Here is a 19,489-nt window from a genome sequence, read left to right on the forward strand (position 1 = left end):
AATTTCTGATAATAATATACCACAACAGAAAGTTTTTTACAATAAACTACAACACCAATTCTTCTAATATTTTGACATTTTTTATAACAATAACCTTGGTTCCAATCAAATCGATATATCCAAGCTTTTTGAATTCTCCTAATTTTCTAGTAATAGTTTCTCTTGTAAGTCCAGAATAATTTCCAAGTTCTTCTCTGTTCATCGCAAGGTCTAGCCTTATTCCGTCCTTAGTTTCCACGCCCATTGTATCTTTTAATCGTAATAAAAGCGCCGCAGTTTTCATAGTAGCATTGCTAGTGGATAATCTTTGCACCAAATCTTCTGCAAGTCTAATTCTTTCGAAACTTTTCTTCAAAATTTTAGTAAGGGCAAGTGGTGAATTTATCAAATATTTATTGAAAATATCCCTAGGAATCATAATAACTTCACAATCTGTCAACGCTTGACCCATGTAGATGTATTCCACATCTTCCAAAATATTATGACCACCCACAAAATCATTTTCGTGATACAAATACAAAATTTGTTCTCTTCCATCAATCGTATTGTGAAAAACTTTTATCGTACCTTTGTGGATTACATACATGTTTTCGGCAGAATCTCCAGGCTTAAAGATGTAGTCTTCTGCTTTTAGTTTAAGAAATTTCATTTTTTTAATTGCTTCATCGTAATCGACATTATCAATTCCTTTGAAAAGCTCCACATCTTTTATGGCTTCCAACAAGTATTTTTTATCATCTTCCATATCAAATTGCTCCTCTGTTATTTTCCTAGCTTGAAAATTCAAAGCCTCATCGCGTCTGCTGTCGCTTACGGTCTTCGCAAATTGTGCATTAACGTATTTTTCAAATTTTTCAGCAGCTTTTTTATCCATCGCTTCGACATTTTCAAGGAAGTATTTCCTACCTAAATTTTTGTATTTGTATACTCCCCCTAAATGATATGGTAAAATTTCAATTCTTTCAACCATATTTTTTATTTTTCCTAAAGATTCTACAAACTTATCCATTTCTTCATAGTTATCGGTAAATCCAGGAACCATGACATGTCTCGCCCAAATATTTCCACAAAAACCATTAGATTCTAAATTATTTACAAATTCTAGGAAATTCTTGTCTTCCATAAATGTAATTTGCTTGTACAATTTGGAGTCAAAAGCTTTGAAATCAAGTAGCATTGTATCTATATATGGAAGAATTTCTGAGTAGTATTTTTTATCGCCAACACCAGATGTATCCAAACAAGTGTTGAATCCTTCTTGTTTGAGTCTTTTCACCAATTCTTTTAAGAATTCTCCCTGCAACAGAGGTTCTCCTCCAGAAATCGTGACTCCACCTTCTTGTCCATGATACGGCTTGTATCTTTTCGCTATTTTTATAATTTCATCTACAGTGTATTCTTTTCCACCATGTATGTTTTGAGAATCTGGATTGTGACAGTAAACGCATTTCAATGGACAACCTTGCAAGAAAAATATAGTTCTGTTTCCCGGTCCATCGACAAGTCCCATAGTTTCTATAGAATGCACGTAACCTTTTATTTCATTGTCCATAATTTTCTCCCATCGTCAAAAAGGGCATACGAATATGCCCTTAATAAAATTTATTTATACAAACTCATGGAATGTTCTGTTGATTACATCTAGTTGATGTTCGCGGTCCAATTGGTTAAATCTTACAGCATATCCCGAAACTCTTATAGTTAAGTTTGGATATTTTTCTGGATTTTCCATCGCGTCTTCCAACAATTCACGATCCATTACGTTAACGTTCAAATGGAAAGCGTCTTGGTTGAAATATCCATTCATGATGTTTGTCAAGTTTGTAATTCTTTCTTCTTCGTTTTTGCCAAGCGCATTTGGAATGATTGAGAAAGTATTTGAAATACCGTCTTGATTTACGTTCTTGTAAGGCATTTTTGCTACAGAGTTCAATGAAGCAAGTGCTCCTGATTTGTCTGCGCCATTCATTGGGTTTGCTCCTGGTGCAAATGGTTCGCCTTTTTTACGTCCGTCTGGTGTGCTTCCAGTTTTCTTACCGTAAGTTACATTTGATGTAATTGTCAACAAACTCAAAGTATGTTCTGCATTTCTGTAAGCTTTTGTTTTTCTCAAAGATTCTATGAAGTACTTGCTTATAGCTATTGCCAAATCATCTGCTCTGTCATCGTCATTTCCGTATCTTGGGAAATCTCCATCAACTTCAAAATCGACAGCCAATCCGTTTTCGTCTCTGATTGGTTTTACTTTAGCATATTTTATCGCTGACAATGAATCTGCTGCAATAGCAATTCCTGCGATACCAAATGCTATGAATCTGTGAACTTCTGGATCGTGAAGAGCCATTTGTCCTTTTTCATAAGCGTATTTATCGTGCATGAAGTGAATTGTGTTCATTGTATTCACGTAAACTTTCGCAAGTTTATCGATTACTTTTTTGTAATTTTCAAGAACTTTATCGTAATCCAAAATTTCTGAATCGTCTCTTTCAATTCCATCGATAACAGTTACGATATCTCCCGTTTTCTTGTCTCTGTAAACTTCGTCTACACCACCGTTGATTGAATACAAAAGTGCCTTTGCAAGGTTTGCTCTCGCCCCGAAATATTGCATTTGTTTTCCAACTTGCATTGCAGATACACAACAAGCTATTGCGTAGTCGTCGCCGTAAACATCACGCATTACATCGTCGTTTTCGTATTGAATGGAAGCTGTTTTGATACTCATCATTGAACAGAAATCCTTGAAAGCGCGTGGCAAATTATCTGACCACAAAACTGTCATGTTTGGTTCTGGTGATGTGTCGATGTTGATCAAAGTGTGCAAAAATCTGAATGAAGTTTTCGTAACCAAAGTTCTTCCATCAACGCCCATTCCACCGATTGATTCTGTAACCCAAGTAGGATCTCCAGCGAATAATTCATCGTATTCAGGAGTACGAAGATGTCTAACCATTCTAAGTTTGATAACTAATTGATCCACCAATTCTTGTGCGTGGTCTTCATCCAAGATTCCCTTGTCCATATCTCTTTTGATATAAATATCCAAGAACGCTGTGTTTCTTCCGATTGACATCGCAGCTCCGTTGTTTTCTTTTACCGCTGCCAAATATCCAAAATACAACCATTGAACAGCTTCAGTTGCATTCATTGCTGGTCTTGATATATCAAATCCGTAACTCATCGCCATGTCTTTTATTTCATCGAAAGCTCTGATTTGTTCAGAAAATTCTTCACGTCTACGAATGATTTCTTCAGTAGCATCTCCCGTCAAGTTTTCCTTGTCTCTAATTCTCATAGCTTTCAAATAATCGATACCGTACAAAGCAATTCTTCTGTAATCGCCGATAATTCTTCCTCTTCCGTACGCATCAGGAAGTCCTGTCAACAAACCAACTGATCTGAAAGTTCTCATTTCTTTTGTGTAAGCGTCAAATGTTCCTTGGTTGTGTGTTTTTCTGTATTCGTTGAATTTTTCTTTTATAACTGGATCCATTTCCAAATCATAAGCCTTCAAAGAATTTTCAACCATTCTGAAACCACCATATGGATTCATAATTCTTTTCATAGGTTCATCTGTTTGTAATCCAAAAACAACTTCATTGTCCTTGTCAATATATCCTGCATCAAAATTGTTAATTCCGCTGAATCTTTCAAGGTCAACCTTGATTTTCTTAGATTTTACTTCTTCAACGATCATATCGTTTACTTCTTTCCACAAAGTTTTAGTTTTTTGTGTTGGACCTACTAGGAAAGAATCGTCCCCTTCGTATGGAGTGTAGTTTTGTTGAATAAAATCTCTCACATTGATTTCATCTGCCCAGTCTCCATCATTGAAACCTTCCCAAGCTTTTTTGAATTGTTCATTATCGAATAAATTGCTCATACATATCTCCTTTTCTTATTCTTAACGTTATATTAAGTATATGTTAAGGCAATTTTAAATACTGTGATTATAATCACACCATGATAATTTTTATCAAAGAAATCTTACAATATTTCAATATTGCTTGTAAATAAGTAAAAAATAGGATATATTTTAAATACGGAGGGTTTTATGAGAATAAAAATATCTAACAGTAAACTAATAATTCTTGCAATTCTAACATTTGTGATAGAAACCATCGCCGTTGTTGCGACTCAAAATCTCACAGGAATTAATAGAATTTTCATTATAATTTCATTTACTTTAATCACAACGTTCGCACTTTTTCTAAGTTATATCTTGATTCAAGTACTTCACAATATGATAATGGATAGAAAAATCGCCGGTGAAATCAGAAAATACATGCTTGATTACGAACAAAATGGAAATTTGGACAAATTATTTCAAAATTTCAAAAAGATAAAAGATAAACCAAAAACAGATTATGCAAAAAGCTTGTATTATTTTAACTTGGCGATAGCCTATGTGGAAGATCATCAATTCCAAAAAGCACGTGAAGTTTTGCAAAAATCCACTTTACAAAAATACAACCAATCATTTAATCAGATTTTCAAAATGCTTTTATCCGATATCGACAAGCACGAAAAAGAATACAACGAATCTAAAAAAACGCCAGAAAATTAATTCTGGCGTTTCGTTTATTGAATTCTAAGTCCCATTTCACCGAATGAATCTGCGTGTTCAAAATCGTGGTATTTGAATCCTCGTTGGAACCATTCGTTTCTAAGTTCGGATGAACCGTGTGTGAATTTTTCCGGTTGGACATATCCTTGTCCCATTTTTTGAATGTGATCATCGCCGACACTTTGGACTGCACTTATCGCTTCCTCAATGTCTCCTTCTTCCAAATATCCTTTTTCTTTAATGTAATAACTGAACACTCCTGCAAAATAATCCGCCTGAATTTCCAATGCTACGGAATATTTGTTGGCGTCTTTTTCGTTCAATCTACGTTGAATATTGTGAACTCTATCCAAAATTCCTAGTTCTTTTTGGACGTGGTGGCCAACTTCGTGCGCCAACACATAAGCCATCGCATAATCGCCACCGTCAGCTCCAAGCTTTTGAGTCAACATATTGTAAAAAGTTACATCCATGTAGACTGTTTGATCCAGTGAACAATAAAAAGGCCCTACGTTTTTGTCCGCATTTCCGCAACCTGTAGACACTGCTCCTTCAAAGAAATGAAGCTTTGGTTCGTTGTATGTTTTATTTATTTCAGAAAATTTTTCGTGCCACACATCTTCTGTGTCCTTCAACACAACGCTTAGCATCTTTTCGGCTTGTTCAACTTTCTTGCTACTCGCTTTTTCAGATTTATTTACTTGTTGTTCTTGCTGAGTCCTGTTTTGTTCATTAATAATATCGCGTGGATTTCCTCCAAACAAAGAATACACAATCACAAGCAAAAGCAGTCCAACTCCGCCAATTTTAACCGGTCCTCCACCGGATGAACCTCTGCTTACATTTGAACTTCCTTCTCTACCTTGCCATTTCATATTTTGCCCCCAATATATTTTAATATTTCGTTAAACTATTTATACCCAATTTTAATATTTTTCATTAGACCTGCTAGACACTGCGACAAATTTCAAATCCGCATAATTTTCATTCAAAGTTTTTTTGATTTCTCTTAAAGTGTTCTTCGTCGTCACAATATCATCCAAAACGAGAATCTTCTTTTCAGACAAATCAGCGTTCAATTCAAACGCACCTTGTAGATTTTCAATTCTTTGAAGTTGTGATAAATTATGCTGAATTTTGGTTTCCTTCACTTTTACAATCGCATTTGGCAAATATTCCATGTCCGAATTCTTTGCCACTTCTCTTGCAATCTCGTGAATGTGATCAAAACCACGTTTATTTATCGTGGATTGTGTCGAAGGAACTTTTAAAAGCGTGTAGTCTTGTAAATTTTTATGTTTGATCTTATCTGTAACCACATCAGCCAAGAAATATCTAACAACTTGTTTGCGGCTGAGCTTGTAATCGTAGATGAGTTTCTTCGTCAAACCTTGGTGAAGTAATGGAAAATAACAATCCGTACCGTCGATATCCCTGTAACCGTCCACGAAAACCAACTTGTCAAAGCAATCTTCGCACAACAAATATTTGTACTGTTTTTTCTCGTGACAAATTATGCAGCGCTTTTGAAATAAAAAACTAAAATCCCTCATCTTCGAACATCTCTCTCATCATTTCTTGTTCGTCATCGTCGATATCAAAATCCATGTATTGTTTGATTCTTCTGTCCAAGCCCGAATTTCTCTTCATTATTTTATTGTTGGATATCATTTGGCGTAAATTTTTCAAGCTCCCAACCAAAACGACGATTTCTCTTGCCCTTGTGATTGCAGTGTAGAGCAAATTTCTCGTCAACAACATAAACGGAGCCTGTGTCACTGGAATTACTACGATTGGAAACTCACTTCCTTGTGATTTGTGAATCGTAATCGCATAAGATAACGTCAAACCGTCGCATTCTTTTTTCGTGAAACTTGCAGTTTTGTCGTCAAACAACACATCAATCGTCTCATCAATAGGATCGACGTATGTAACCCTTCCGATATCTCCGTTGAAAACCCCCATCGTATCATCGTCGATGAATTCTTTCGTGTAATCATTTTTGATTTGCATAACTTTGTCGTTGAGCCTAAAAATCCTGTCTCTTTGATCGATTTCTTCAGTCATCGGTGTTTTCGGATTCAAAACTTCTTGCAAAGCTGTGTTCAATTCCTTCGTTCCGCAGCTGGATTTTTTCATCGGAGTTAGCACAATTATATCGTCAAACTCATCTTTTTTGTAGAAATTGGGAAGTCTTTGTGCGCACAAATCGAGAATCGTCTGCTTGGCACGTTCTGGGTCGTTTTCTTCAATAAAGAAAAAATCCTTGCCCTTTTCATTCAAAATAGGAAACTCTCCGTTGTTAATCCTGTGCGCATTCACAATTATGTTGGAGTTTTGTGCTTGACGGAAAATTTTCGTCAATTTTATCGTGGTGATTTCTCCACATTCTATCAAATCGTTAAGCACATTTCCCGCTTGTACACTTGGAAGCTGGTCACAGTCTCCAACAAAAACTACCCTCGTATTAGAATCCAACGCTCTCAATAAACTATCCGCTATGAAAATATCCATCATACTGGCTTCATCTATGATTATCAAATCACAATCTATAGGATTATCTTCGTCGTGATCAAAAATCGTTCCATTTTCAACTGGAATGTATCCTAGAATTCTGTGAATAGTCTTCGCTTCTTCGTTGCAGCTTTCAGAAAGTCTCTTCGCTGCACGACCAGTAGGCGCTGCAAGGATAATATCCTTATCATTATTCTTGAAAATTTTCGTAATATTGTTGATAATCGTTGTTTTTCCTGTACCAGGTCCACCCGTAATTATCAGCATTTTTTCGGTCATAGATTTCTTGATGGCTTCGATTTGTAATTCATCCAAGTGTTCTTTTTCTAGTTTTGACAGCTCGTATTCCACATCGAACTCGTCTTCTATTTCGCTTTGCAAAATATTCGCAATATTCCTCGCACATCTCATCTCTGATTTTTCGATTTGTGGAAGGTAGACTCTGTGCTCATCACCAGTATCATCGATTGCAATAATTCCATTTACAATCAAAGATTCCAACGTTTCTTTTCTGTTTTTGATTTCAATATCAAGAAGTTTTTCAACTCCATCTATCAAATCTTCTTCCAAAACATAGCAATTCCCATTGGAATTTGCTTCCTTCTCCATAAAATATTTGAACGCAGCTTTAATCCTAAATGGAGAATCTGGTTCAATGTCAATCCTCTGCGCAATGATGTCCGCCGTTCTAAACCCAATTCCCCTAATATCATCAATCAAAGTGTATGGATTTTGCATGATAATCTTTTTAGTATCTTCCTTGTAAAAATCAGAAATAATATTTGCTTGATGAAGACTTAGTCCCAATGATTGCAAATACAAAAAAATCTCTGCGTATTCTTTTTTCTCGTCGAGCGATTCTTTTATTTTCTTGTAGTTTTTCTTACCAATTCCTTTGACTTGTAATAATTTGGATGGAGAATTTTTCAAAATTTCCATTGTATCTTCGCCAAATTCTTCTACGATTCTTCTTGCAGTTGTCTCTCCAATTCCTTTAATCAAACCACTTTGAAGATAATTGATAATATTGTACATGCTAGGCTTGCTGGATCTTTCAACGAAAATTATGTTGTATTGTTCGCCATATTTCGGATCTTGAACTTTATTTGCCTCAATATCCAAGAAATCTCCCGGCATAACCTTGAAACTATTGCCCTTGATAATTCTCTCTTCACCGTCTTTGTCTACAGAAAAAATCCTGAAACCATTGGACTCGTTTTCAAATATTATATTTTTGACAGTTGCTGAAAATTTCATACACTCACCTACAAAAAAGAGGGTTGTTCATTCAAATAACAATCCCTCCGTTTATATAATTTATTAATCTTCGATTTCAATTCTTTCGATATTTGCTCCTAATTTCTTGAATTTCGAAACAATATCGTCATATCCTCTGTCAATATGATAAATGTCTGTTACATTTGTAGTGCCATCTGCCACAAGTCCAGCCAAAATCAAAGCCGCTCCAGCTCTCAAATCTGTAGATTTAACAGTAGCACCTTGAAGAGAATCGACTCCAGCAATGCTCGCTTCATTTCCTTCAGTTGCAATAGCAGCGCCCATTTTTTGAAGTTGTTCCACATGCATAAATCTATTTTCAAAAACAGTTTCTTCTACACTACTTTGACCCTTGCATACAGTCATCAACGCCATAAATTGCGCTTGCACATCTGTAGGAAAACCAGGATATGGTAAAGTTTTAATCTTCGTTCCTTTTAATCTGCCAGTTGAAATAACTCTGATAGAATCTTCGTCCTCGTTTTCGATAACCTCGCAACCAACTTCACGAAGCTTTGCAATAATCGGCATAATATGAGATGAAATACAATTTTTCACAGTAACATCTCCACGTGTAATCGCACTTGCCACCATAAAAGTCGCAGCTTCAATTCTATCTGGAATGATAGTGTGTTTTGCTCCACCTAATTTGTCAACTCCGACAATTCTAATTGTAGAAGTACCAGCGCCACGAACCTTCGCTCCCAATTTATTCAAGAAACTTGCCAAATCTACGATTTCCGGTTCCTTTGCAGCATTTTCAATAACTGTTTCTCCCTTTGCCATCGTTGCTGCCATCATAATATTTTGAGTCGCACCAACACTAGGAAAATCCAAATAAATTTCCCCACCAATCAAACCATCCTTTGCGATAGCTTCTATCTTTTCGTCAGTCGATTCAATCTCAGCACCCAATGCCTTAAATCCTTTTAAATGCAAATCCACAGGTCTCGAACCGATCGCACATCCACCTGGCAAATACGTCTTAGTTTCACCAAGTCTTGTCAACAAAGGTCCCATTACCAAAAATGAAGCCCTCATCTTGTTCATCAATTCGTGTGGAGTCACAGAATTATTGACATTGCTACTATCTATCTCAACCTTATTCTTATCCAAATAAGTTACTTTCGATCCCAATTCTTCTAAAACTTTTAATATAATTGAAACATCCTTTAACTTTGGAACATCTTCTAAAATTATCGGCTCAGTTCCTAAAAGAGATGCTGCTATAATAGGAAGTGCTGAGTTTTTGGCTCCGTCAATCTTGACCTCGCCCTTCAAATTTAAACTTTTTTTTACTTGTATAACTTCCAAAATAACCTCCATCAGTCATTCGTTTTTCTTATTTATATATAAAATATTATATCATATCCATTTATCGTTGACTAATTTTTAAGGGTTTTACATATCTTTTTAAAAAACAAAAGCCTCCTTTTTATAAGGAAGCTTTTGCGAAATTTATTTAGTTTTTTCGTAAACTATAGTGTATTCAGGATTGTCTCCGATTTTATTTACTCCTAGTAATGTTTGAAGATTTCTGTAATCTGTATAGTCTACACCACTCTCTAATTTTATTTCATTTTTATCTGAATTACGAACTATTTTAACAGGTCTGTAGTTTTCAATCGCATCTGGATAAATTCCCGCTGCGCATTCTCCAAAGAAGCTGTACGATTTCTTTTCTACAGAATTTTTGATTGTGCTACCATCTACATCAACGTAGTTTAGTTTCAACGTTGTTTCTTGGTTTTCCAAATCAAATTTACCATCATTAGTTTTTCCAGAAGCTAAAATTTTTGCACGAACTACGACATTTTCATCGTAGTTTTTGCCATCAACTGCAACTTTGTATGTGAATGTGTGATCTCCAATCAAATTTCCCGGTCCAATTATTTCCATAGTTTGATAATTTCCATCGCCATCAATTCCAATCAATGCTGGAACTACCATCTTAAATGCTGCAGCTCCTAGTGAAGGTTGGTTTACGATGTACCATTCTACTCCTCTTTCGTCAAAAATTCTAACTCTAGTTTTCGTCGCTTCTAAGTTTGTTCCATAAACGTGAGTAAATGTCTTCTTGGATTCTTGATTTGTTGGTGCAACACCATAAGTTATATCTGGAATTTCTCCTTTATCTGTAGAAGTTGCTCCATAAGTTTGAATTTTCATAAATGCAAGTGTAGAGGCATTTACATCCTCGCCGTCTGCAACCAATGAAATTACGATTGAATTTGCTCTGGATCTTGGATTATTTCCAGGTAATTTTTCGAATTTTCCATTTATTTCTGGTTTGTACAAAATTTCGTAGGATACAGTTCTATCTGTTTTATTTTCTGGAAGTTCAAATGTTATAGTTTGTTCATCACCAGTTCCAAAAATTGTTCCTTCAACTTCTGGTTGTTTTCCTTCTTTTGAAAGTTTTGTTTGCATTACAGCTTTTACTTTTGCATCTTGTGACAAATTCATTCCATTAACTTTGACAGTGACTTTTCTGTTATTGTTAGTGATGACCTTGTCACCTTCGATTGTAGCTTGACGAACGATTGGCTTTCCAATATTGATAAAATAATCAACATCTTTGTTCAAGCTTTCAGTTCCTTTTTTTCTAAATACTCCTTGATCTATTTTAATTTTGGCTTTTTTAGTGCCAAGACTTTTTACCTCTAGTGGCTTTTCAAGTGTAACTACGAATTTCTTATCTGACAACTCAATAGTATCTTTGTCTTTTAATTTTTCATAATTTCCATCAGCGTTTTTATCAATGCTACTTCCAGCTTTTAAGCTTCCATCAAATACTTCTTCAATTTCTTCATCAAAACCAACTTCAATTATCTTGCCGTCTTTTGATGCGTGAACATAACTTGGCATTATTTCTTCATACGACGCTTCATCTTCAGTGTATTTTACTCTGAAATATGCTTCGTAGGATTTGGAAATGTCTATATTATCTCTTACCAAGATTTTGTATACATCTTCTTCATTGCCTTTTGTTAAAATCGGATTATCTGCAACAATTTGCACGAATTTTCCTGAATTTTCAAACGTTGGTCTTATACTATCGTCTTTTACAAATTTTCCGTTTTCAAGTCTATAGAATGAAACCCTCAAATTATCTGGATTTACATTCTCACCAATTATATTAGCTTTTAACTTTTCTTGTTCATTTTTTAGAATTGGTGTGAGAACATTGATTTTTTCAATAGTTGATTTTGTCTTTTCAGATGCATTTTGTTTTATTTCAACCGATTTTTCATAGAAGTTATTCTTAGATCCAGTTGAAGTGGCATAAATTTTGTAAGTTTTTTCTGTTGCTTCTTCATTCTTAGGTGCTTCAAATTCCAAAGTTCTCCTTGCACCATTTCCACTAACTGTAATTTGTGGGAAAGTTTCGTTTCCTTTATCATCAACCAATTTGACTACGAATTTGTCATCGGAAACATTTTTAAAACTGCCCATTGCTGTTAATGTAACTTTTCCACCTTCTGCATCCAAATTTTCTATATTTTCTAGTGATAAATCCATTATTCCTTCAGGAATTTGTTCTTCTGTATCTGATTTTTCTTGTGTTATTTTTACAGTTGCTTTTGCATAATCAGTTTTAGATCCTGTGGATGATACGTAAACTGTGTATTCTTTTTCCTTTGTTGTTGTGTTTTTAGGAATTTCAAACGAAACAGTTATCATATTCTTATTCACATCACCTGAAACATCTACCTTAGGGAATGTTTCGTTGCCATCGTTGTCGACAAGTTTTACAACAAATTTGTCATTCGTAATTCCTTTCAATATACCCATTACTTTAACTGTCGCAGTAGAAGAATCCTTTGATACTTTGCTTGAAGTTTGTAATATGAGTGCTTGAATATTTTCCTCTGCAACTTTTTTGTCTTTTGTTTTGACATACAACTTACAGTCGCTTTCAGGCATTGTAAATTGGTAAGAATCTCCTACTTGTTTGAAGTTTACTTTCATCGGATCTCCTTCTTCATTCAATCCACTTACATAAAACATCGATATTTCTTTTCCAGGTTTTGCTTGTACTACAACAGTATCGCCTTTTTTAGCTTGTGATTTTTCTTCGCCATTTACTGTTATCACAACGTCCTGATTGCTTGAATTAATCTTGAATGTTTTTTCAACTTCTTGTGTTCCCGAAGCTTTTTCTTGAGTTAAAGTAAATTCAGATTTTTTGAAGTTTTCCTTCTTCCCAGTTGATGACACGTAAATTTCGTATGTTTTTTCCTTGTCAGTAGTATTTTCTGAAACTTTTATATTAATAACTCTGAAAGCTTTTGATGCATCTCCAGTAACTTCAATTTCAGGATAAGTTTCTTTTCCATCTTCATCGACCAATTTTACTATAAATTTATCACTAGGAATGTTGTTGATTTGACCAATAACCCTGATTTTAGCAATAGCATCTTTTGCTGGAAGCTTGGAGTCTGTGTTGTTATCAATCCTGGCTATTTTTTCTTCTTCAGGTGTTTCTGGTGTTGGAGTTTCTTCTTTTCCAGCTTGTTGAGTTATTTTAGCATCAGATTTAAAAAATTTATCTTTTTTACCTGTTGATGTTGCGTATATTTCGTATGTTTTTTCCTTATCAGTAGTATTTTCTGGAACTTTAATATTTATAAATCTGAAAGCTTTTGAAGCCTCTCCAGTAACTTCAATTTCTGGATAAGTTTCTTTTCCGTCTTCATCAACCAATTTTACTATGAATTTGTTGCTTGGAATATTTTTGATTTGACCAGCAACCTTAATTTTAGCAATAGCATCTTTTGCTGGAAGATTCGAAGTTGTGACTTCTTGAATCATCGCGATTTTTTCTTCTTCAGGTGTTTCTGGCTTTTCTTCCGGCTTTTTCACTTGTAATTTTACGTCATTCAAGTTCCATCCGTAAGCTTCTGCAAATTCAATTTTCAAATTAGCATTCACAGTTTTTCCGTCATTTGCTTTTAAGAATTCATCTGTAACTTCTAAATTTATTTTGTCATTTTTTACATCAAAAGTAGCTTTTACTCCTTCTACATTAGTTGTTACATTTACAAGTTCAGATGCATCTTCCATTTCAAAAGCTTTGGCAAATTCATTAAATAAATTTCCTAGTCCCTTATATTCTGTTTCAAATGAAACTTTGTTGTTATCAACTGTAACTGATTGAGTTTGAGTTACATTTTGACCATGGAATCCAATGCTTCCTGCTCCTTCTTCTTGTTCCATATATCTTGGTAAAATATAATCAGCTAATTTCGAATAATCCTTGATTTTATTATCCGAAAAATCTAGATGATTTATTTTTTCCATTCCAAGAATTATATCTACATTTTCGATTCTGTTTGCAGACACGTCAAAAAACGTCAACTTAGTTAAGTTCTTTAGAGAAGAAATATCTGTAATTCCATCGTAGTTTATCCTCTTTTCTCCTTCTTTTTTAACCTTAACATTATTGTGAAGATCCAATCCAGTTAAGTTTGTCAAATCTTTAAGTGGTTCAACATTTTCAATTATATTGTTGTACAATTTTAAGAACTCTAAATTTTTAAGGTTCGCTAAAGGTGATACATCTACAATTCTGTTTCTTTGAAGTTCCAAATATTTCAAGTTTTTCAAGTCTTTCAATGGACTAATATCTGAAATCTCATTTTCATTTACTTTTAATTTTTCCAAATTAGTAGCGTATTCAATTCCTTTTAAGCTCTTCATGCCTCTTGTTACCATGAATTTGAAATCTTTTGTATTGGATAAATCTTGGGCTTTTCCTAGGATTGAAAATGTGTTTTTGGATTCTTCTGTAAATATTGGCTTATTAGTCTTCTTGTCTAAAAATATGGATACTTCCTTCAAAGATTCCATTTCTTGTTTTGTAATGCGTTGATTATCTTTTCTATTCACATCCAAGTTTTTATTCAAAACCTTTAATAACTTCGCATCTTCAATGTCTACATATTCTGGCTTTTCTGCTTCTGAATCTTTCAAGTTTACAAGTTCAATACTATAACTGTACACTGGATCGGAGTATGATTTACTATCGAATGAATATTCCAATTTCAAGCCTTCGATATCTTTTAGCGTCATACCATCTTCCAATGTAAGTTTGATTTTGTTGTTTTCAGTTACTTCTGCTTTAACTTTAGGATTATCTGATTTGATTTCTTTGAATTTAGTGAATATTTTGTCTATTAACTTAAATGGATTATCGAATTCTACAATATTTCCGTTTAATTTGACATCTGATACTGTTGTAGATAATTTGTCAGCTTCTAATGAGTAAATACTTTCTGCTTTAAGTGGTGTCAAGTCAGTAATTTGTGTTTCGCTTACATTGATATCTCCCAATTGCTTCAAATCTTTTGCTACTGAAATGTCTTTAATAGGATTGGAATGTACATCTAAATTGTACAATTTTGCTAAATTTTTAAGCGATGCTATATCTTTTATTTGATTTTTGGATAAATCTAACATTCCTAATCCCGTTAAATCTTTCAACGCTTCTACTGATGTAAGTTTATTACCAGACAAGTTTACATCATTTAATTTCGTTAACGTAGAAATAGAATCTATAGATTCTAATCCGTTTTGAGCAATGTATAATTCTGTTAAATCAGTAAGCTTAGATGCGTCTATTTTTGTAATTTTATTATTATTTAGATTCAACGTTTGTAGTTTTGATAAATCTGCAATTGGTGACACATCTTCTATTTGGTTATTTTCTAAGTTCAAGTAATTCAATTTTGTATTGTTTTGTAATGAAGATATATCTTTTACTTTGTTATTATTGGCCATTAACCAATTCAAGTTCTTGTAATTTTTAGTAACGGAAATATCGGAAATTTCATTATTTCTAATATCAAGATTTTCAACATTTATTAAATCTTTTAATACTGATATGTTGTTAACTTTGTTTACTGAAATATCTAAACTTTTAAGATTTTTCAAATTATTAAGAATGGATACATCTTCAATTTGATTGTGAGAAATGTATAGTTTTTCAAGTCCAGTTAAATCTTTTAATGGCGTTAAATCTTTGATTGCATTGTGTGATAATCTCAATAATTTTAGCTTCTTCAAATCTTTCAATGGTGTTAAATCATCAAATGACTTAGAAGAATCATCTGGATTTCCACTAATAGTAAGTGTTTCCAAGTTTTTCGCAGCTTCCATACCTTTGATGCTATTAAATTCTAATACATTATAGTTTTCATCAAATGATCTATGACCAAAAGATTGAAGTTGTTCCATATCTTTTACTGTCAAATCTGTTGCATTTGGGTCGATTCTGTAGTTTTTGTCAAGCAATTTAAAGTTATATTCATTTATATCTTCTTCAACTACATCTTTTCCATCGTAGTTCTTGAAGAAATTTAGAAGTTTTTCTTTTAATTTTGCATCACCAAATTCTACAACTTTGTCTTCTGGTTTTTCATATGGTTTTTCTTCTTCACTCTTTTTGTGTGCTTTGATGATTTCTTCTTTTAATGCATTAACGCCTTCTACTGTTTTAGCTTTGTTAATTTGGTCAATGTACACTGGTGATGTTATTCCATTTTCTTTTAATTCTTCAATCGCTTTTTCTTTGGCTTCTTTTAAGGCTTTTTCTTTTGCACTATCATCTGGCTTTTCTTCCGGCTTTTCTTCCGGTTTTTCTTCGCCTGGTTTTTCTTCCGGTTTTTCTGGTATTGAAGGATTGTCTGGTGTTGGTGTTACTGAAGGTGTGTCTGGTTTTTTATCTTCAGTTATTTCAACACTTGCTATTTCTTCAATTTGTTTTGAAGATACTGATAACTTTCCGCCTACTACTGTGATTTCTTCTGTGTTGTTTTCTTTAACTATTTGTTTGATAAATTCTGTGTGACTAGGATCTGTAAGTAGTATTGGTTGATTATTCTTGTGTGCTAATGGAGCTACTGACAATGCATCAGGATAGTTTCTTCCGTCTGCCAACACAAACTTTTTTAAATTTCCGAATTCTTTTGCGATTATCAAAGCTGTTTCATAACGGTCAGCTCCTGCTAATCTTCTTGTGTTTTCTAATCCTTTTATATTAACAGATTTTTCTCCGCCGAAAATTAAGGAGACCTTGTCCTTTGTGATTCCTTTCGGTAAATTGTGTCCATCTGTCAAAATAATTGGCAAGTTTTCTTTTGTGGAAAGTGGTGTTGCACACAATGCATCTGCAAATGTTAATCCACTTGCGAGTGCAACTTTTCCGTTGGGATTTAAGTATTTGTACACTTCTACTGAAGTTTGATATCTGTCTTTCCCTGCTAATCTTTTAACATTTTTTAGACCGCTAATATTTACCGATTTTTCTCCACCTACTATTATTATTTGCTCTGGGTTAAGTCTATCGACTTCGTCTTTAATGTCTTGTGGAAGCTTTTCTTTTTGTGTCAATAATACTGGTGCATTTTCCTTGTTAGCCAAGCTTCCTGCAGCCAAACTATCTGCAAAATTTTCCCCACTGGCAAGTACAACGGTTTTTATGTGATTTGGGAATGTTCGTTGGCTGATTTTCGCTGATGTTTCGTAACGATCTGAGCCGCTTATTCTGTCTACTTTGATTTTGTTTTGTTCTTCTGCGAGAACTGGTGTGAACGAACTCATCACCATACTAGCAGTAAGAATTACTCCTAAAAATTTCTTCATATTACCTCCTGATTTAAAATCTACACTTTATTATATATTCCCACATCAATATTGACTAGTGATTACTTATTGAAATTTTCTATAAATAGATTATTCTTCTTATTTTTATGTATAAGTGGTATAATTGTGTAAATGATTTAAGGAGGAAAAAATGAAATTAACTACAAAAGATTTGACTAAAATCGGAGTGTTTGGTGCTTTGACTATCGTTCTTGGACTTACTCCTTTGGGAATGATTCCGATTGGACCAGTTAGAGTGACTACACTACATATTCCAACTATTGTTGCTGCTTTGGTTGCAGGACCTTGGGTTAGTTTATTCGTGGGATTATTGTTCGGTTTGTTTTCATTGGTAAATAATATTATTGCACCGACAATTCTTTCATTTATGTTCTACAATCCATTGGTTTCTGTGCTTCCAAGAGTTTTGATAGCTGTTGTGACTTATCAAGTTTACAACAAATTAAGAGACAAAAACGATGTGATTCGCTACGGAATTCCAGCGATTTGTGGAAGTGTTATGAACACAGTTGGTGTTTTAGGAATGGCATTTATTTGTCATTCAAAGCAAATCGAAAGCGTTATGCATGTTAAAGCGCAATATTTTCTTGGAGGAATTGTCGCTACGAATATGCCTTTTGAAATCGTGATATCATTCGTGTTGGCGATTTTGATTGCAAAAAGTGTAAACAAAAACAAATAGTTCAATTAAAAAATCCACAAGATTTTGAAAATCTTGTGGATAATTTTTTGTTTTAATCTTCGACGTCATCACTGATGTTGCAAGATCCCAAAAATCTTCTTCTGATATCTTGACCAGTTTTTGTTCCTGCAACTCCACCCATTCCTGTTTCTCTCAATGATGGTGGAAGAGTTTTGCCGACTTTTCTCATTGCTTGGCACACTTCTTCAAATGGAACTATACTTGTGATTCCTGCCAATGCCATATCAGCGCTAATCATTGCGTTTGTAACTCCCATTGCATTTCTGAATGTGCAAGGATATTCTACAAGTCCTGCGATTGGGTCGCATACAAGTCCCAATACATGTAGGATTGCAAATGATGCTCCATGGAATATTTGCTCAATAGATCCACCTCTTAAAAATATCAACGCACCGGCTGCCATCGCTGCTGCAGATCCTGTTTCCGCTTGGCAACCTCCGTCAGCGCCAGAAAATGTTGCGTATTTTCCCAACAATTGTCCAACACCGATAGCTACTAACATTGCATCGATAAGTTCTTCGTGTGAGCAGTTGTATCTTTGTTTAAAACTCATAAGAGCTGCTGGCAAAATTCCAGATGAACCTGCAGTAGGTGATGCTACGATTTTTCCCATAGCCGCACTGATTTCCAATGTTGAAAAAGCCATCGCCATTGCTTCTGCTGTAAATTGTCCTACTATTGGTTCATTTTCATTTGCATAAACGTGCATTTTATGTGCAAATCCGTCTATCATTTTTTGATTAGTCACTGAAGGTGTTTCCAAGAAATCTGTCGCAGATTTTTCCATAACATCTAGCATATGTGACAATTCACTTCTGATGAATTCTTCAGATTTGCCAGTTCTTTCGTTTTCTATTTCTATAACGTATTCGTAAAAAGGTCTGTTTTCCTTCTTAACAGTATTGATTATTTCTAATGATGTATCAAACATAAACTCTCCTTAATTTCGTTGAATATATTTTGTGAAAAGAAATCTATCGTCTTTCAATAAATTTTCTGTCAAATCTTCGCCGATATTTTTGTCTAATTCAACAATCAAAGTTACTATTCCGTCATGTTTCAACGTCTTCATTCCTTCGATGTTGTAACCATTTCTAGCAAGTTCTGAAGAAATATCCGCAATAATTCCTCTTACATCCACGTATTTCAATAAAATTGTAGGATAGCTTCCTGTAAATTGAACAGCTATTCCGTTGATATCTATGATTTCAATATTTCCTCCACCAATTGATGAGCCAACGATGTACATAGTAGTTCCATCTTCGTATGTAAATGTAATCTTCGCAGTATTTGGATGCACATCCCCTAAGTCAGCTTCTCTGAAAACATAGTCAATTCCTCTTTGTTCAGCTATTGCAAATGAATCTCTAAGTCTAATGTCGTCTGGTTCAATTCCCAATACACCAGCTAATAAGGCTCTGTCTGTACCGTGACCCTTGTAAGTTTTCGCGAATGATCCATGAAGATCAAACTCAACTTTTTTGAACTCATTTCCAGCAATCAAAAGAGCAGTCTTTGCAATTCTACAAGCACCTGCAGTGTGAGAGCTAGAAGGTCCAATCATTACAGGTCCCAAAATATCAAAAATATTATATTCTCCCATAAAAACCCCCTAAGTATTTTCCTTAACAATTATATCATATCAAATTCAGTGGATAAAGAAAATCAGGAAAATTTTCCTAAAAAAACCTGCTAACAAAAGTCAAGCATAACCTGAAATTAATTTCAGGTTATTTGATTATTTGAGTAATTAAATTAGT

At 34.2% G+C, this 19,489-nt stretch carries 11 protein-coding genes; 2 read left to right on the forward strand and 9 right to left on the reverse strand.

The features are described from left to right. Positions 1 to 46 precede the first annotated feature (46 nt). Positions 47 to 1,552, reverse strand: coding sequence for a pyruvate formate-lyase-activating protein (gene pflA, locus GKG01_RS03365; protein ID WP_154271502.1), 1,506 nt, complete (start codon positions 1,550 to 1,552; stop codon positions 47 to 49). A 54-nt stretch (positions 1,553 to 1,606) separates the two neighbouring features. After that, positions 1,607 to 3,883 (reverse strand): formate C-acetyltransferase, encoded by a 2,277-nt coding sequence (gene pflB / locus GKG01_RS03370; protein ID WP_154271503.1) that lies wholly within the window; start codon positions 3,881 to 3,883, stop codon positions 1,607 to 1,609. A gap of 171 nt (positions 3,884 to 4,054) precedes the next feature. Between pflB and GKG01_RS03375 the strand changes: the two genes are divergently transcribed. Further along, on the forward strand, positions 4,055 to 4,567 hold the full coding sequence (locus GKG01_RS03375) for a hypothetical protein (protein WP_154271504.1): 513 nt from the start codon (positions 4,055 to 4,057) through the stop codon (positions 4,565 to 4,567). Positions 4,568 to 4,581: 14 nt separating this feature from the next. Here the strand turns inward: GKG01_RS03375 and GKG01_RS03380 are convergent, their stop codons facing one another. From GKG01_RS03380 to GKG01_RS09140, 5 genes are all read right to left on the reverse strand, one after another. Further along, positions 4,582 to 5,442, reverse strand: coding sequence for a neutral zinc metallopeptidase (locus GKG01_RS03380; RefSeq protein ID WP_154271505.1), 861 nt, complete (start codon positions 5,440 to 5,442; stop codon positions 4,582 to 4,584). A gap of 51 nt (positions 5,443 to 5,493) precedes the next feature. Continuing rightward, positions 5,494 to 6,120 carry a ComF family protein gene (locus GKG01_RS03385; protein WP_154271506.1) on the reverse strand — a complete coding sequence of 209 codons (627 nt, stop codon included), beginning with the start codon at positions 6,118 to 6,120 and terminating at the stop codon, positions 5,494 to 5,496. Next, positions 6,107 to 8,338 carry an ATP-dependent RecD-like DNA helicase gene (locus GKG01_RS03390; RefSeq protein WP_154271507.1) on the reverse strand — a complete coding sequence of 744 codons (2,232 nt, stop codon included), beginning with the start codon at positions 8,336 to 8,338 and terminating at the stop codon, positions 6,107 to 6,109. Before GKG01_RS03390 ends, GKG01_RS03385 begins: the two co-directional genes overlap by 14 nt. A 63-nt stretch (positions 8,339 to 8,401) precedes the next feature. After that, positions 8,402 to 9,673: a UDP-N-acetylglucosamine 1-carboxyvinyltransferase gene (gene murA / locus GKG01_RS03395; protein WP_154271508.1), complete on the reverse strand. Its 1,272-nt coding sequence runs from the start codon at positions 9,671 to 9,673 to the stop codon at positions 8,402 to 8,404. A 144-nt stretch (positions 9,674 to 9,817) separates the two neighbouring features. After that, complete coding sequence (locus GKG01_RS09140) at positions 9,818 to 17,005, reverse strand: cell wall-binding repeat-containing protein (protein ID WP_241684734.1); 7,188 nt, start codon at positions 17,003 to 17,005, stop codon at positions 9,818 to 9,820. Between the two features lie 151 nt (positions 17,006 to 17,156). On the opposite strand from GKG01_RS09140, the gene GKG01_RS03410 reads away from it, so the two are divergent. Then, positions 17,157 to 17,708, forward strand: a complete 552-nt coding sequence (locus GKG01_RS03410) for an ECF transporter S component (protein WP_002835767.1) — start codon at positions 17,157 to 17,159, stop codon at positions 17,706 to 17,708. 52 nt (positions 17,709 to 17,760) lie between these two features. Here the strand turns inward: GKG01_RS03410 and sdaAA are convergent, their stop codons facing one another. Beyond that, positions 17,761 to 18,660 (reverse strand): L-serine ammonia-lyase, iron-sulfur-dependent, subunit alpha, encoded by a 900-nt coding sequence (sdaAA, locus tag GKG01_RS03415; protein ID WP_154271509.1) that lies wholly within the window; start codon positions 18,658 to 18,660, stop codon positions 17,761 to 17,763. Positions 18,661 to 18,669: 9 nt separating this feature from the next. Beyond that, on the reverse strand, positions 18,670 to 19,332 hold the full coding sequence (sdaAB, locus tag GKG01_RS03420; protein WP_094206362.1) for an L-serine ammonia-lyase, iron-sulfur-dependent subunit beta: 663 nt from the start codon (positions 19,330 to 19,332) through the stop codon (positions 18,670 to 18,672). Between the last annotated feature and the right edge of the window lie 157 nt (positions 19,333 to 19,489).

This window comes from Finegoldia sp. BIOML-A4 (genome assembly GCF_009679635.1).
Classification (GTDB): Bacteria; Bacillota; Clostridia; order Tissierellales; family Peptoniphilaceae; genus Finegoldia; species Finegoldia magna.